The sequence below is a fragment of the Streptomyces sp. SA15 genome, from assembly GCF_002291145.1.
GTDB lineage: Bacteria > Actinomycetota > Actinomycetes > Streptomycetales > Streptomycetaceae > Streptomyces.
Window position 1 is genome coordinate 14,623 of record NZ_NTGE01000110.1, and the last position, 15,389, is coordinate 30,011.

The window sequence follows — 15,389 nt, forward strand, 5'->3', positions numbered from 1 at the left end:
CACTGGAAGGCCCACACTCGCAGACATGATCGAACACGGCACCGGACTTTTCACCATCGGCGAGCTGGCCCGGTCCACCGGACTGACCGTGCGCACCATCCGCTACTGGTCCGACGAGGGAGTCCTGCACCCGGTGACCCGCTCCACGGGAGGCTACCGGCTGTACGACGCCGAGTCCGTCGCCCGTCTGGAACTGATCCGTACCTTGCGCGAACTGGGCCTGGGGCTGGAGGACGTACGCAAGGTCGTCAGCGGCGAGAAGGACGTGGCGTCGGTCGCGGCCGCGCACGTGGCGGCGTTGGACGCGCAGATCCGGTCCCTGAAGGTGACCCGTGCGGTGCTGTCGACCGTGGCGCGACGCGGCTCGACCGCGGAGGAGATGACCCTGATGAACAAGTTGGCGCGGCTGTCGGCCGCCGAGCGCAGGCGGATCCTGGAGGAGTTCGTGGACGAGATGTTCCACGGACTGGACACGGCGGACCCCGTGATCCGCGAGCGGATGCGGAGCATGGCCGTGGACCTGCCGGACGAGCCGACGCCCGAGCAGGTGGACGCCTGGGTGGAGCTGGCCGAGATGTTGCAGGACCCTCAGTTCCGGGCGCACATGCGCAAGGTGGCCGAGTTCAACGCGGCCGGCCGTGGGCCCGAGACCCCCGTCGGGGCGTCGATGTGGTTCGCCCGGCGGCTGGTGCAGCTGGCGGCCGAGGCACGGGAGCAGGGCATCGCGCCCGGGTCGCCGGAGGCGGAGCGGATCCTGGGGGACCTGCTGGGCGACGCCGACCCGGCCGCCGTACTCGAACGCCTGAGGTCCACCACGAACGACAAGGTCGCCCGCTACCGAGAGCTGCTGGCCACCGTGAAGGGGCAGGGGCCGGAGGTGGCCCGCCGGGAGGAGTTCGGATGGGTGGTCGCCGCGCTGGAAGCGAAGGCGGGCAGCTAATCTGACCTTCGTCAGGAAGCCGACCAGGCGCGAGCAACACAGCAACACGAGACAAAAAGGGGCGGATCGGTGGCGGACATCGAGGAAGCACGCAAGCAGTTCGAACGGATCGACGCGGACGGTGACGGCCTCATCACCCCCGCCGAGTTCAAGACCGCCCTGGCCCAGGGGGGCGACTGGAACGTCACCGAGTCCGTGGCCGAGGCGATCATCGCCTCCCGCGACCTCGACGGCGACAAGCTGATGTCGTTCGACGAGTTCTGGACGTACCTGAACAAGTGACGCACCCGGAAGGGGCGCCCAGACGGGGTTTCCGGCGGGCGCCCCTTTGTCATGCGGTGCGCGGGAGTTCCCTCACCGCATCGCCGTTGCCGGCAAGACGCCAAAGTGACGTGGCATTCTGCGGCCCGTCCGGCCATGGCGGCGAACAGCCCGCTTCCGTACGGTTGCTGTCGACGGCTGGACGGGCCGCAGGGGGGAGGCCGGGGTGCGGTACGACGCTCTGCCTCACGTCGACGAGCACCCCACGGACGTCGCCGCGCCACCCGACGCCGTCTGGCATGCCCTCTCCGACACCCTGGACGACTCCTTCGCCGGCCCGACCGCCACCCGCTACGCCCGCTTGGTCGGTTGCCACGACCGCACGTCGTCGGGCCCTCGCCCCCTGGCCGAGGGCTCGACGCTGCCCGGCTTCCGGGTGGTCACCGCGGACCGGGCCCGCACCCTTGTCCTGCGGGGCTCGCACCGCTTCTCGGCCTACACCCTGACTTTCCGCATCGAGGAACCCACCCCGGGCCGCACCCATCTACGAGCGGAAACCCGAGCCACCTTCCCCGGCCTGACGGGCACCCTCTACCGCCGGCTCGTCATCACCACCGGCTTCCACGCGAACGGCATGCGCCGCCTGTTGACGGGAGTGCGACGCCGGGCCGAACGGGCCGGATGAGCTGTCAGGCGGCCCGGGCCCATGTGCGCAGCGCGGCCTTGCTCTCGAAGTCGGCCACGTTCTTGTCCAGCGGATCGTCGGTGTACTGGTGAAAACGCCACTTCGCCTTGATGCGGGGCTTGCCCGCGGTGACGTAGTCGGCGATCCATAGGCCGTCGCCTGCGTAGGAGGTCGTGTCGACAGTGAGCCAGTAGTTGCGGTTGCAATAGAGCACGACCCGGTTGTCCGGCCGCAGTTCCTTCACCTTCCGGATGAAGCGGTCCTTCTCGGCGTTGCTCGCGTGCGTCCCCTCGCCGGTCGTCTCCCAGTCGACGGCGAGGATGTCGCCCGGTCTGTCCGGGGCCTTGCCGACGAAGTACTCGGCCTGGGCCGTGAGGTTGCCGGGCCAGAGGAAGTGGTAGAAGCCGACGACCATGTCGGCCTCGCGGGCTCTCTTCGTCTGGGCGGCGAGTTTGGGGTTGACGTACGAACGGCCCTCCGTCGCCTTGACGAAGACGAAGGAGAGGCCGTCGGTGTCGTAGGTGGAGGACTGGTACGAGCTCACGTCGATGCCGCGCAACATGAGGCCTCCCTGAAGGAACTGTGGGGGGACGGGAGTTGTTGTATGCCCCACCGTGGCACGGGTGATCCGGCGGTCACGTGTAAACGCCACCTTCGGGTGGCCGCGGAATCGGGTCAGGCACGCCCACGGCGGTCAGCACTCGATGATGTTCACCGCCAGCCCGCCCCGCGCCGTCTCCTTGTACTTCACGCTCATGTCCGCGCCGGTGTCCTTCATCGTCTTGATGACCTTGTCCAGGGACACCTTGTGCGAGCCGTCGCCGCGCATCGCCATCCGCGCGGCCGTGACCGCCTTCACCGCGGCCATGCCGTTGCGTTCGATGCAGGGGATCTGGACGAGGCCGCCGACCGGGTCGCAGGTCAGGCCGAGGTTGTGTTCCATGCCGATCTCGGCGGCGTTCTCGACCTGTTCCGGAGAGCCGCCCAGTACCTCCGCCAGCGCGCCCGCCGCCATGGAGCAGGCCGAGCCGACCTCGCCCTGGCAGCCGACCTCGGCGCCGGAGATGGAGGCGTTCTCCTTGAAGAGCATGCCGATCGCTCCGGCGGCCAACAGAAACCTCACCACCCCGTCCTCGTCCGCCCCCGGCACGAAGTTGATGTAGTAGTGCAGGACCGCGGGGATGATGCCCGCCGCGCCGTTCGTCGGAGCCGTCACCACCCGGCCGCCCGCCGCGTTCTCCTCGTTCACCGCCATCGCGTAGAGCGTGATCCACTCCATCGCGTGCGCCAACGGGTCGCCGTCCGCGCGGAGTTGGCGGGCGGAGACCGCCGCCCTGCGGCGCACCTTCAGGCCCCCCGGCAGGATGCCCTCGCGGGACATGCCGCGTGACACGCAGGCCCGCATCACGCGCCAGATCTCCAGCAGGCCTTCGCGGATCTCGTCCTCCGTGCGCCAGGCACGCTCGTTCTCCAGCATCAGCGCGGAGATCGACAGGCCCGTCTCCTTCGTCAGGCGCAGCAGCTCGTCGCCCGTGCGGAAGGGGTACTTCAGGACCGTGTCGTCCAGCTTGATGCGGTCCGCGCCCACCGCGTCCTCGTCGACGACGAAGCCGCCGCCGACCGAGTAGTACGTCTTCGTGAGCAGCTCGGCGCCCGCCGCGTCGTACGCCCACAGGGTCATGCCGTTCGCGTGGTAGGGGAGTGCCTTACGGCGGTGCAGGATCAGGTCGTCGTCGAAGGTGAACGGGATCTCGTGCTCGCCGAGGAGGCGGAGACGGCCCGACTCCTTGATGCCCTCGACCCGTTCGTCCGCCGTTTCCACGTCCACCGTGCGCGGTGAGGCGCCCTCCAGGCCGAGCAGCACGGCCTTCGGGGTGCCGTGGCCGTGTCCGGTCGCGCCCAGGGAGCCGTAGAGCTCGGACCGTACGGACGCGACGGAGGGCAGCAGGTCCTCGCCCCGCAGCCGGCGGGCGAACATACGGGCCGCGCGCATCGGGCCGACCGTGTGGGAGCTGGACGGGCCGATGCCGATCGAGAACAGGTCGAAGACCGAGATGGCCACGGGGACTCCTCAGGACGGGGTGGTGCAGGAGGTGGGGTGCCCCGCACACGTACGAGTGTGCGGGGCACCCCACGAAAAGGAACTACTTGTTCAGACCGGGGTACAGCGGGTGCTTGTCCGCCAGCGCCTTGACCCGGGTCTTGAGCGCCTCTACGTCGTACGACGGCTTCAGCGCCTCCGCGATGACGTCCGCGACCTCGGCGAAGTCCTCGGCCGTGAAGCCGCGGGTGGCGAGGGCGGGCGTGCCGATGCGCAGGCCCGAGGTGACCATCGGGGGCCGCGGGTCGTTCGGGACGGCGTTGCGGTTGACCGTGATGCCGACCTCGTGGAGGCGGTCCTCGGCCTGCTGCCCGTCCAGCTCGGACTCGCGCAGGTCGACCAGGATCAGGTGGACGTCCGTGCCGCCGGACAGGACGTTGACCCCGGCCTCGCGGGCGTCCGGCGCCGTCAGCCGCTCGGCGAGGATCCGCGCGCCCTCGACCGTACGGCGCTGACGTTCCTTGAAGTCCTCACTCGCCGCGACCTTGAAGGAAACTGCCTTGGCCGCGATCACGTGCTCCAGGGGACCGCCCTGGAAGCCCGGGAAGACGGACGAGTTGAGCTTCTTCGCGAAGTCCTTCTTCGCCAGGATGATGCCGCCGCGCGGGCCGCCCAGCGTCTTGTGCGTGGTGGATGTGACGACGTCCGCGTACTCCACCGGGTTCGGGTGGAGACCGGCCGCGACCAGGCCCGCGAAGTGCGCCATGTCGACCCACAGGTAGGCCTCGACCTCGTCGGCGATCCGGCGGAACTCGGCGAAGTCCAGCTGCCGCGGGTACGCCGACCAGCCCGCGATGATCACCTTCGGCCGGTGCTCCTTGGCCAGCCGCTCCACCTCGGCCATGTCCACCAGGCCGGTCTCGGAGTCCACGTGGTAGGGCACCACCTGGAACTGCTTGCCGGAGAAGTTCAGCCGCATCCCGTGGGTCAGGTGACCGCCGTGCGCCAGGTCCAGGCCGAGGATGGTGTCGCCCGGCTTGGCCAGCGCGAACAGGGCGGCCTGGTTGGCGGAGGCGCCCGAGTGGGGCTGCACGTTGGCGTACTCGGCGCCGAACAGGTGCTTGACCCGGTCGATCGCGATCTGCTCGGCGACGTCGACGTGCTCGCAGCCGCCGTAGTAGCGGCGGCCCGGGTAGCCCTCGGCGTACTTGTTGGTGAGGACCGTGCCCTGCGCCTCCATGACCGCGACCGGCGCGAAGTTCTCGGAGGCGATCATCTCGAGGGTGGACTGCTGGCGGTGCAGCTCGGCGTCGACCGCGGCGGCGACCTCCGGGTCGAGCTCGTGCAGGGGCGTGTTCAGAACGGACATCGGGTGTACGACTCCTCAGCCGGCGGAAAAGGCGGTGTACTCGTCGGCGGAGAGCAGGTCGGCCGGCTCCTCGGTGACGCGGACCTTGAACAGCCAGCCGCCCTCGAAGGGGGCGGAGTTCACCAGTGACGGGTCGTTCACCACGTCCTCGTTGACCTCGGTGACCTCACCGGACACCGGGGCGTACAGGTCGCTGACCGACTTGGTCGACTCCAGCTCGCCGCAGGTCTCGCCCGCGGACACGGTGTCACCGACCTCCGGGAGCTGGACGAAGACCACGTCGCCGAGCGCGTTGGCCGCGTGCTCCGTGATGCCGACCGTCGAGACGCCGTCCTCGGCGGCCGACAGCCACTCGTGCTCCTTGCTGTAGCGCAGCTGCTGGGGGTTGCTCATGGCCTGAATTCTCCTGTACGCGGGGGAGTGCTGGCGAATGGGGGACTGCTGGAAACGTGCGTGAGCAGCGGAAACATGCGGAGGATCACGCACGGTCCGCGTGGCTCAGTGTCTACTTCCGGCGCTTGTAGAACGGCAGCGCCACGACCTCGTACGGCTCGTGACTGCCCCGGATGTCCACACCGACACCCGGCGTACCCGGTGCCGCGTGCGCGGCGTCGACGTACGCCATGGCGATCGGCTTGCCCAGCGTGGGGGAGGGGGCGCCGGAGGTGACCTCGCCGATCACGTCGCCGTCGGCGACGACCGCGTACCCGGCGCGCGGGACGCGGCGGCCCTCGGCGATCAGGCCGACGAGGACGCGCGGAGGGTTCTTCTCCGAGCGGGCGGCGGCCTCCCGCAGGGCCTCGCGGCCCACGAAGTCGCCCTCCTTCTCGAACTTCACCACCCGGCCGAGACCGGCGTCGAAGGGCGTCAAGGAAGTGCTGAGCTCGTGCCCGTACAGCGGCATGCCCGCCTCCAGGCGCAGGGTGTCCCGGCAGGACAGCCCGCAGGGGACGAGCCCGGCCGGGGCGCCCGCCTCGGTCAGCGCCTGCCACAGCTTCTCCGCGTCGGCCGGGGCGACGAACAGCTCGAAGCCGTCCTCGCCGGTGTAGCCGGTGCGCGCGATGAGGGCCGGGACGCCGGCGACCGTGCCGGGCAGGCCCGCGTAGTACTTCAGGCCGTCGAGGTCGGCGTCGGTGAGCGACTTCAGGATGCCGGGGGACTCGGGCCCCTGGACGGCGATCAGCGCGTACGCGTCCCGGTCGTCGCGCACCTCTGCGTCGAAGCCGGCGGAACGCTCCACAAGCGCGTCCAGCACCACCTGGGCGTTGGAGGCGTTGGCGACGACCATGTATTCGGTCTCGGCGAGGCGGTAGACGATCAGGTCGTCGAGGATGCCGCCGTCGGGGCGGCAAATCATGGTGTAGCGGGCGCGGCCCACCTTCACGCCTCCGATGTTCCCGACCAGGGCGTAGTCCAGCAGGGCGGCCGCCTCAGGACCGGTCACCGTGATCTCGCCCATGTGCGAGAGGTCGAAGAGCCCGGCCGCGCCGCGTACGGCGTTGTGCTCGTCGCGCTCGGAGCCGTAGCGCAGGGGCATGTCCCAGCCGGCGAAGTCGGTCATCGTCGCGCCGAGCGCGCGGTGCACGGCGTCGAGGGCGGTATGACGCTTTTCTGCGGCTTCTGCGGGTTCGGTGCTGCTCATCGGTCGGTCGTCTCCCAAGGCATGACGGCGAGGTCGTTCCTCCCCATCTGTCATCGGAACCTGAGAGGTTCGTCACGACCCCACCGAAACGGTGGTCATGACTTGCACCTTGGGTGGAGCCACTGTCGCAGCGGCCCGCTTTTCAGATGTGCCTCGCCCGCGCGGTAACGGGGCCTGAGAGATTCAAGGGAGGGACTTGCTCCTTCGGCGCCCGGGCATCCGTACGACAAACGTACGACCCGGAACTCTCCCGCGCGGATTCAAGCGGCCGGTATGCAGTTGGCGCGGACATCATTGCACGCATCGGTCCGGCGCGGCAGGGGGAGCCATCTCCTGCGTCCCACAGCGGCCGCACAGGCTTCATAGTGAGGCACAGCACGCTGTAGCAGGCTTGTTGCGGTAAACGGACGGAAATGAGAGACGCCGCGCATTACCTTCTCTTTACACTCGACGGGGATGGGACTCGTGACCACCCCAGGGAGGACGACCACGGTGAACAGGACCACGGCGTACGCGACCACCTCGGCCCTCGCGCTGCCCCAGCAGCCGACGGTCCCGGCCAAGGAGGCCTGCGGCCCGATCACCGCACCCGTCGTCCGCGACCTGCGCGAGCGAGACGGCCACAGCCCCCATGCCCTGCTCTTCGGCCCTCAGGACCTCGTCGTGATCACCGGCCTGCCCGGCAGCGGCAAGTCCACGCTGATGCGGCGCACGGTCAAGGGCCTGCGCATCGACTCCCAGGACACCCGCGACCGCTGGGACGCGAGGATGCCCCGCCTCCTGCCGTACGCGGTCTACCGCCCCCTGGTCCGCCTCGCGCACTACGCCGGCCTGCGCCGCGCCCTGCGCTCCGGCGAGGGGGTCGTCGTGCACGACTGCGGTACGCAGGCCTGGGTGCGGGGCTGGCTGGCCCGCGAGGCCCGCCGCCGGGGCGGCACCCTGCACCTGCTGCTGCTCGACGTCGCCCCCGACACCGCCCTGGCCGGCCAGCGCGAGCGCGGCCGCGGCGTCTCGCGGTACGCGTTCCAGCGCCACCGCGGCGCGGCCGCCCGCCTGATCAGCTCCGTGGAGAAGGGCGACCTGCCCCCGGGCTGCGGCTCGGCGATCCTGATCGACCGGGACGCGGCGAACGTACTGCGCCGGATCGGCTTCACAGGCTGAACACCATCCGGGCCGCACGCTAGCCTTTCCAGCCACAGCAGCGGTTCACAGCAGGCGGTCAGACAGATGGATTTCCCAGCGGATCTCCCCGCGGACTTTCCCACCCAGGCGCACCCCCATTCGCACGGCGGATGGCCCGGCAACGAACTGGAGGAGGTGCTCTCCGCCTCCCTCGGCATCCCCGGAGCCGGGGGGCGGATCATCGAGGTGCTCGGCCGCAGCTTCGTCTGGGTCCCGCTGCCCGAGGGCGGCGGCCCGCACAACGGTCCGCTCGACCTGCCCACGCTGGAGATCGAGGGCCAGGCGTATGTGCCGGTGTTCAGCTCCGAGGAGCAGTTCCGCCAGGTCGCCGGCGCGCACATGTCGTACACCATCGCCCCCGCCGTGGAGTTCGCGCGCGGTCTGCCGCCGCAGGTGGGCATCGCGGTGAACCCGGACGGCGTGCTCGGCGTCCCGCTCCCCCCGGCGGCCGTCGCCGAGTTGTGCCGCGTCGGCCGGACCCCGCTGGACGGACCCACCAGCGGCGGCCGGGTCAAGCTCTACGAACCCGACTGGCAGGACGACCCGATCGACTTCCTGTCCGCGGCCTCGGCCGAGTTCGCCGAGACGGGCGTGGTACGGACGGCCCGCCGCTGCCTCGCCGCCATCGAGACGGCCGACCCGGTCATGTTCGTGGGCGTGGAACTCTCCCAGTGGGAGGGAGACATACGCGCCCTCCCGATGGAGGCCCTGTCCCGAGCCCTGGGCAGGACCCCCCTCCAGTGGCCGGTCAACCTGGTCCTCCTGGACGTGGCGGACGACCCGGTGTGCCACTGGATGCGAGAGCAGGTACGGCCCTTCTACACGAGCGGTTACTAGAAAACTCCGCTAGGGGCAGCCAACCCAGGGGCGCGGGGCTGTATCGATAGGCGGCTTCGCCGCGTGGGCGCGATCAACCACGATGAACCCGCACTCGCCGACGAACCACAAGCCCCGAGTTCTTAGGCACCCTGCTGTCGGCAGAGCCACTTAAGCTGGTGTCATAATCCGGGGCAACTTCCAGAAGGGGCGGTACAGGTGAGCGCCAGCGGCATCGCGGCCGGACAGGTCGAGCACATGCTGCGCCAAGTGACGCCTGGGCGCTACGACGCCTATGAGGCACTTCTGCGCGCCCTCGCGACCCCCTCCTCCGGCCAGGTCTGGATGCTCCTGTGGCACGGCCAGGCAGGCTCCCCCGACGCCCAGTACGGGAACATGGAAGTGGACGGCTACGGCTACGCCCCGTGCGTCACCTCCGCCCAGGAACTCTCCGCCAGCGGCTGGAACCGCTCGTACGAGGTGGTCGACGGGGTCGACGTCGCCCGCACCCTCTACCCCGACCACTACGGCCTCTGGCTGAACCCGCACGCCCCGGGCGGCGGCGTCGGCATCCCCTGGCTCGATCTGCGTCGTATCGCCACCGGCCTGGAGCGCCAGCCCGCCGGGCCCCTGCGGCTGTCCGAGCCCGGCATCGAGATCCCGCAGTTCTACGCCCTGCTCGCGCAGAACGCCCACCGCACCCCGGCGGTCCGCGCACTGCGCCGCGCCTGGGTGCAGCCGGCGCTCGGGGCGCCGTATCTGGCCATCGGGCTGGATGTGTACGACACCAGCCCGCCGGCCGTCGACTCGGTGCGCGCGATGATGCAGCAGTCCATCGGCGCCGTCCCGGACGGGCTGCCGGTCTCGACCGTGGCGATGTCCGACGAGTACGACCCGGTCGCGCTCTGGATGCGGGCCAACGCCCGTCCCTTCTACGACCGTGAGGCCCACGGGGCGCCGGCAGCCCCGGCCGCTCCCGCCTCCCCGGTGCAGGCCCCGGCGGCGGGCTACGGCTATCCGCAGGCCCGCGGCGGCTTCTGACCGAACGGCTCCTCCGGCGTTGGAGGCCAACTCCGGCCCCCGGATGTCTTCGCGCGTAGATCAGGGCGTATGATCCTCCACTGCCCACAAATGTCCCAGCTGGCCCGCGTCCGCCCCCCGTTACCCGCTGTCCGGATAACGGAAGCCTCCTACCCGCATCACGTTTATGCATCCTTTCACCGCCAAGTCTGGCAACAGATCGCCAAAGCGTTGAAGACTCCCGCACCAGGGGTGTTCGCCCCTGTGTACGACGGACTGATCACGCCGCCACAGCGGCAAGTGCGGGCCGGCTACCGCCGGTTGAGAAGAGGGGTCCCTGCCAGATGACGGCACCATTGCACGAGCCGACCGCGGAAGCGGCCCCGAGTGCTGCCGAGGAAGCGGCGGTTGCCACCGCCGGCGAGAAGGCCGTGCAGGGTCGCTCCCTGGGCCGGATCGCCTGGGAGCGCCTGAAACGGGACAAACTCGCCCTCGCGGGCGGCGCCGTGGTGCTGTTCCTCGTCGTTGTCGCGCTGCTCGCGCCCGTGATCACCAACCTGTACGGGCAGGACCCGGACGCCTATCACGAGGAACTGATCGACCCGCTGTTCGGCACGCCCACGGGGTCCCTGGGCGGGGTCAGCGGCGAACACTGGCTGGGGGTCGAGCCGGTCAACGGCCGCGACATCTTCGCCCGCATCCTCTACGGCGCCCGGATCTCCCTGCTGGTCGGCTTCCTGTCCGCGATCGTCGCCGTCATCCTCGGCACGATCCTGGGCGTGCTCGCCGGCTTCTTCGGCGGCTGGGTCGACTCCGTCATCAGCCGTGTGATGGACGGTCTGCTGGCCTTCCCGCAGCTGCTGTTCATCATCGCGCTGGTCTCCGTCATGCCGAACGAGATGCTGGGACTGACCGGCTCGTCCGTGCGCGTGTTCGTGATGATCCTGGTCATCGGTTTCTTCGGCTGGCCCTACATCGGACGCGTGGTGCGCGGCCAGACGCTCTCCCTGCGTGAGCGGGAGTACGTCGAGGCGGCCCGCTCGCTGGGCGCCGGGCGGCTGTACATCCTGTTCAAGGAACTGCTGCCCAACCTGGTCGCGCCGATCATCGTGTACACGACGATGATGATCCCCACCAACATCCTCACCGAGGCGGCACTCAGCTTCCTGGGCGTGGGCGTCAAGCCGCCCACGTCCTCCTGGGGGCAGATGCTTTCGAGCGCGATCGACTACTACGAGTCGGACCCCATGTACATGGTGGTCCCGGGCGTGGCGATCTTCATCACCGTTCTTGCCTTCAACCTTTTCGGCGACGGCGTGCGCGACGCGCTGGACCCGAAGGCCTCCCGCTGAACTGCCGTACCACAAGTGTCCCGTGGCACCTACACACGGGGTCTCTCATCAAATCCGGAGGATCCGAGATCGTGACTACCCAACGCACCTCAGGGCGGCGAAAGCAGGCATGGGCCGCTGTCGCCGCGGTCGCCGCGCTGCTGACCACGGCGGCGTGCGGCGGCGGTGACAGCGACGGCGGCTCGAAGACGGGCGCGGCCGGTTTCGACGCCGCGAACAACAAGGTCGCCCAGGCCGACCTGGCCAAGAAGGGCGGCACGCTGAAGTTCGGTGGTGCCCAGGACGCCGACTCGTGGGACACCACGCGCGGCTACTACGGCATGATGTGGAACTTCGCGCGCTACTACAGCCGCCAGCTCGTCACGAACAAGACGGAGCCCGGAAAGGCCGGCGCCGAGCTGACCCCGGACCTCGCCACCGGTCTCGCCAAGGTCACCGACGACGGCAAGACCTACACGTACACCCTGCGTGACGGCATCACGTGGGAGGACGGCAAGCCGATCACGTCCAAGGACGTCAAGTACGGCATCGAGCGCGTCTGGGCGCAGGACGTGCTCTCCGGCGGCCCGGTCTACCTGAAGGACGTGCTGGACCCGAAGGGCGAGTACAAGGGCCCGTACAAGGACACCTCCCCGGACAAGCTGGGTCTGAAGGCGATCGAGACGCCGGACGACAAGACCATCGTCTTCAAGCTGCCGGCCGCCAACTCGGACTTCGAGGAGATGCTGGGCCTGATCTCCGCGTCCCCGGTCCGCCAGGACAAGGACACCAAGTCCAAGTACGGTCTGAAGCCGTTCTCCTCCGGCCCGTACAAGTTCCAGTCGTACAGCCCGGGCAAGGACCTGACCCTGGTCCGCAACACCGAGTGGAAGCAGGCCTCGGACCCGATCCGCAAGGCCTACCCGGACAAGATCACCGTCCAGTTCTTCTCGGACGCCAACCAGCTGGACCAGCGTCTGCTCAACGGTGACCTGGACCTCGACCTCAACCAGACCGGCCTGTCGCCGCAGGGCCGCACCACCGCCCTCAAGCAGCACAAGGGCAACCTGGACAACCCGGTCTCCGGCTACATCCGCTACGCGACCTTCCCGCAGAGCGTCGCGCCGTTCGACAACATCGAGTGCCGCAAGGCCGTGATCTACGGCGCCGACCACGTGTCGCTGCAGACCGCGCGCGGCGGCCCGATCGCCGGTGGTGACATCGGCACCAACATGCTGCCGCCGTCCGTGGCGGGTGCCGAGGGTCAGAAGTACGACCCGTACGAGATGGCCGGCGCCAACAAGAAGGGCAACGTCGCCAAGGCCAAGGAAGCGCTGAAGGCCTGCGGCAAGCCGAACGGCTTCTCCACCACCATCGCCGTCCGCAACAACAAGCCGGTCGAGGTGGCCACCGCCCAGTCCCTGCAGGCGTCGCTGAAGAAGATCGGCATCAACGCCGAGATCGACCAGTTCGACGGTTCGCAGACCTCCGGCATCATCGGCAGCCCCGAGAACGTGAAGAAGAAGGGCTACGGCATCATCATCATGGGCTGGGGCCCGGACTTCCCGACCGTCCAGGGCTTCGGTATGCCGCTGTGGGACAGCAAGTACATCCTGGAGAGCGGTAACAACAACTTCGCCCTGATCAAGGACAAGGCGATCGACGGCCTGTTCGACGACTACGTCACCACGCTGGACGACGCCGGCAAGACCAAGATCGCTACGGAGATCAACCACAAGGTCATGGAGGGCGCCTACTACCTGCCCTTCGTCTTCGAGAAGTTCATCAACTGGCGCTCGGACCGACTGGCGAACGTGTACACGACCGACGGCTACAGCGGTATGTACGACTTCGTCAACCTCGGCCTGAAGTCCACGACCTGATAACCGGCACACCCGCCGTACGGCACGAAAGGCAGGTGAAGGCCGGCGCGGCGTGATCGCGGGCCACCGGACGACCTCCGGTGGCCCGTGGTCCGCAGCGGGCCGAGAGCTGTGCTCGCTTACCTCATCAGGCGGTTGTTCGCCGCCGCAGTGATGCTCGTGGTCATCATCCTGGTGGTCTTCGGCATCTTCTTCCTCGTCCCCAAGTGGGCGGGCGTCGACATCGCCTCGAGCTTCGTGGGCAAGCAGGCCGACCCCGCCGCCGTCGAGGCGGTGCGGCAGAAGCTCGGGCTCGGCGACCCGATCTACGCCCAGGCCTGGGAGTTCTTCAAGGGCATCTTCGCGGGCCGTACCTACGCGGCCGGCGGCGACGTCAACCACTGCTCCGCGCCGTGCTTCGGCTATTCCTTCCGCAGCGAACAGGCCGTCTGGCCGGTGCTGACCGACCGCTTCCCGGTGACCCTGGGTCTCGCGCTCGGCGCCGCCGTGCTGTGGCTGATCTTCGGCATCGCGGCGGGTGTGCTCTCCGCGCTCAAGCGGGGCAGCATCTGGGACCGCGGCGCGATGGTCGTCGCGCTGTCGGGTGTCTCCCTGCCCATCTACTTCACCGGCATGCTCTCCCTGTCGATCTTCGTCTTCGGGCTGGACTGGTTCGACGGTCAGTACAAGCCTTTGGCGGAGAGCTTCACCGGCTGGTTCGGCGGCATGATCCTGCCGTGGATCACGCTGGCCTTCCTGTACGCGGCGATGTACGCGCGCATCACCCGCGCCACCATGCTGGAGATCCTCGGCGAGGACTACATCCGCACCGCCCGCGCCAAGGGCCTCAAGGAGCAGACCGTCATCGGCAAGCACGCCATGCGCTCGACGATGACGCCCATCCTGACCATGCTCGGCATGGACCTCGGTGCCCTCATCGGCGGCGCGATCCTGACCGAGTCCACGTTCAACCTCCCCGGCCTCGGCGAGGCCGTGCTGGACGCCATCAAAAACCAGGACCTGCCCATCATCCTGGGCGTCACCCTGATCACTTCTCTCGCGGTGCTGATCGCCAACCTCGTGGTGGACGTCCTGTACGCCGTGATCGACCCCCGAGTGAGGCTCGCATGACCGAACTCAGCAAGAGCGGAGCGGCCGTGGGGGAGCCCACCGGCACCTCGCCCGCTCCGACCGCCTTCCTCGAAGTACGCGACCTGAAGGTGCACTTCCCGACCGACGACGGCCTGGTCAAGTCCGTCGACGGGCTCAGCTTCCAGCTGGAGAAGGGCAAGACCCTCGGCATCGTGGGCGAGTCGGGCTCCGGCAAGTCGGTGACCTCGCTCGGCATCATGGGCCTGCACACCGCCGGCCAGTACGGCAAGCGCAAGGCGCAGATCTCCGGCGAGATCTGGCTGGACGGCACCGAGCTGCTGACCGCCGACTCGGACTACGTGCGCAAGCTGCGTGGCCGCGAGATGTCGATGATCTTCCAGGACCCGCTGTCCGCGCTGCACCCGTACTACACGATCGGCCAGCAGATCGTGGAGGCGTACCGCATCCACCACAACGTGGACAAGAAGACGGCCAAGCGCCGTGCCGTGGAGATGCTCGACCGCGTCGGCATCCCGCAGCCGGACAAGCGCGTCGACAGCTACCCGCACGAGTTCTCCGGCGGTATGCGCCAGCGCGCGATGATCGCGATGTCGCTGGTCAACAACCCCGAGCTGCTCATCGCGGACGAGCCGACGACCGCCCTCGACGTCACCGTCCAGGCGCAGATCCTCGACCTGATCCGGGACCTGCAGAAGGAGTTCGGCTCGGCGGTCATCATCATCACCCACGACCTGGGCGTCGTCGCCGAGCTCGCCGACGACATCCTGGTGATGTACGGCGGCCGTTGCGTGGAGCGCGGCCCGGCCGAGAAGGTGTTCTACGAGCCCCGCCACCCCTACACCTGGGGCCTGCTCGGCTCGATGCCGCGGCTGGACCGCGAGCAGCAGGAGCGCCTGATCCCGGTCAAGGGCTCCCCGCCCTCGCTGATCAACATCCCGTCCGGCTGCGCCTTCAACCCGCGCTGCCCGTACGCCGACATCCCGAAGGACGACGTCACCCGCACGATCCGCCCCGAGCTGACCGAAGTCGGCAGCAAGCACTGGGCCGCCTGCCACATGACCCAGGAGCAGCGGGAGCGCATCTGGACCGAAGAGATTGCGCCGAAGCTGTGAGCGAGAACTCCAAGG

15 protein-coding genes and 1 riboswitch are annotated in these 15,389 nt (G+C 69.0%); of the genes, 10 read left to right on the forward strand and 5 right to left on the reverse strand.

Features of this window, described 5'->3' with window-relative positions; translation table 11 throughout:
- Positions 1 to 25: 25 nt before the first annotated feature.
- The 3 genes from CLM62_RS24650 (at position 26) to CLM62_RS24660 (ending at position 1,886) form a co-directional block, all read left to right on the forward strand.
- A complete protein-coding gene (locus CLM62_RS24650) occupies positions 26 to 940 on the forward strand; it encodes a MerR family transcriptional regulator (RefSeq protein WP_095752085.1) in 915 nt (304 codons plus the stop codon).
- A gap of 69 nt (positions 941 to 1,009) precedes the next feature.
- Positions 1,010 to 1,222 carry an EF-hand domain-containing protein gene (locus CLM62_RS24655; protein ID WP_095752086.1) on the forward strand — a complete coding sequence of 71 codons (213 nt, stop codon included), beginning with the start codon at positions 1,010 to 1,012 and terminating at the stop codon, positions 1,220 to 1,222.
- Between the two features lie 205 nt (positions 1,223 to 1,427).
- Positions 1,428 to 1,886: a hypothetical protein gene (locus tag CLM62_RS24660; protein ID WP_095752087.1), complete on the forward strand. Its 459-nt coding sequence runs from the start codon at positions 1,428 to 1,430 to the stop codon at positions 1,884 to 1,886.
- Between the two features lie 4 nt (positions 1,887 to 1,890).
- Here CLM62_RS24660 and CLM62_RS24665 read toward each other — a convergent pair whose 3' ends face one another.
- The 5 genes from CLM62_RS24665 to gcvT all read right to left on the reverse strand — a co-directional run bounded on the left by CLM62_RS24665 (position 1,891) and on the right by gcvT (position 6,938).
- Positions 1,891 to 2,448: a glycoside hydrolase family 25 protein gene (locus tag CLM62_RS24665; protein WP_095752088.1), complete on the reverse strand. Its 558-nt coding sequence runs from the start codon at positions 2,446 to 2,448 to the stop codon at positions 1,891 to 1,893.
- Positions 2,449 to 2,580: 132 nt separating this feature from the next.
- Positions 2,581 to 3,948 carry an L-serine ammonia-lyase gene (locus CLM62_RS24670; RefSeq protein ID WP_095752089.1) on the reverse strand — a complete coding sequence of 456 codons (1,368 nt, stop codon included), beginning with the start codon at positions 3,946 to 3,948 and terminating at the stop codon, positions 2,581 to 2,583.
- A gap of 82 nt (positions 3,949 to 4,030) precedes the next feature.
- Positions 4,031 to 5,296, reverse strand: a complete 1,266-nt coding sequence (gene glyA, locus CLM62_RS24675; RefSeq protein ID WP_095752090.1) for a serine hydroxymethyltransferase — start codon at positions 5,294 to 5,296, stop codon at positions 4,031 to 4,033.
- Positions 5,297 to 5,311: 15 nt separating this feature from the next.
- Positions 5,312 to 5,689, reverse strand: a complete 378-nt coding sequence (gene gcvH, locus CLM62_RS24680; RefSeq protein ID WP_095752091.1) for a glycine cleavage system protein GcvH — start codon at positions 5,687 to 5,689, stop codon at positions 5,312 to 5,314.
- A gap of 112 nt (positions 5,690 to 5,801) precedes the next feature.
- Positions 5,802 to 6,938, reverse strand: a complete 1,137-nt coding sequence (gene gcvT / locus CLM62_RS24685) for a glycine cleavage system aminomethyltransferase GcvT (RefSeq protein ID WP_095752092.1) — start codon at positions 6,936 to 6,938, stop codon at positions 5,802 to 5,804.
- A gap of 152 nt (positions 6,939 to 7,090) precedes the next feature.
- Positions 7,091 to 7,201: riboswitch (glycine riboswitch) on the reverse strand.
- Between the two features lie 229 nt (positions 7,202 to 7,430).
- Between gcvT and CLM62_RS24690 the strand changes: the two genes are divergently transcribed.
- The 7 genes from CLM62_RS24690 to CLM62_RS24720 all read left to right on the forward strand — a co-directional run bounded on the left by CLM62_RS24690 (position 7,431) and on the right by CLM62_RS24720 (position 15,374).
- Positions 7,431 to 8,099 carry an AAA family ATPase gene (locus tag CLM62_RS24690; protein WP_095752093.1) on the forward strand — a complete coding sequence of 223 codons (669 nt, stop codon included), beginning with the start codon at positions 7,431 to 7,433 and terminating at the stop codon, positions 8,097 to 8,099.
- Positions 8,100 to 8,165: 66 nt separating this feature from the next.
- Complete coding sequence (locus tag CLM62_RS24695; protein WP_095752094.1) at positions 8,166 to 8,957, forward strand: enhanced serine sensitivity protein SseB; 792 nt, start codon at positions 8,166 to 8,168, stop codon at positions 8,955 to 8,957.
- Between the two features lie 198 nt (positions 8,958 to 9,155).
- Entirely contained in the window at positions 9,156 to 9,977 is an 822-nt protein-coding gene (locus CLM62_RS24700; RefSeq protein ID WP_095752095.1) for an enhanced serine sensitivity protein SseB C-terminal domain-containing protein, read from the forward strand.
- Between the two features lie 323 nt (positions 9,978 to 10,300).
- Positions 10,301 to 11,308 carry an ABC transporter permease gene (locus CLM62_RS24705; RefSeq protein WP_095752096.1) on the forward strand — a complete coding sequence of 336 codons (1,008 nt, stop codon included), beginning with the start codon at positions 10,301 to 10,303 and terminating at the stop codon, positions 11,306 to 11,308.
- 71 nt (positions 11,309 to 11,379) lie between these two features.
- Positions 11,380 to 13,170, forward strand: coding sequence for an ABC transporter substrate-binding protein (locus tag CLM62_RS24710; protein ID WP_095752097.1), 1,791 nt, complete (start codon positions 11,380 to 11,382; stop codon positions 13,168 to 13,170).
- 111 nt (positions 13,171 to 13,281) lie between these two features.
- Positions 13,282 to 14,280, forward strand: a complete 999-nt coding sequence (locus CLM62_RS24715) for an ABC transporter permease (protein WP_095752098.1) — start codon at positions 13,282 to 13,284, stop codon at positions 14,278 to 14,280.
- Positions 14,277 to 15,374, forward strand: a complete 1,098-nt coding sequence (locus CLM62_RS24720) for an ABC transporter ATP-binding protein (RefSeq protein WP_095752099.1) — start codon at positions 14,277 to 14,279, stop codon at positions 15,372 to 15,374. The genes CLM62_RS24715 and CLM62_RS24720 overlap by 4 nt, the downstream gene beginning before the upstream one ends.
- Positions 15,375 to 15,389: the final 15 nt, after the last annotated feature.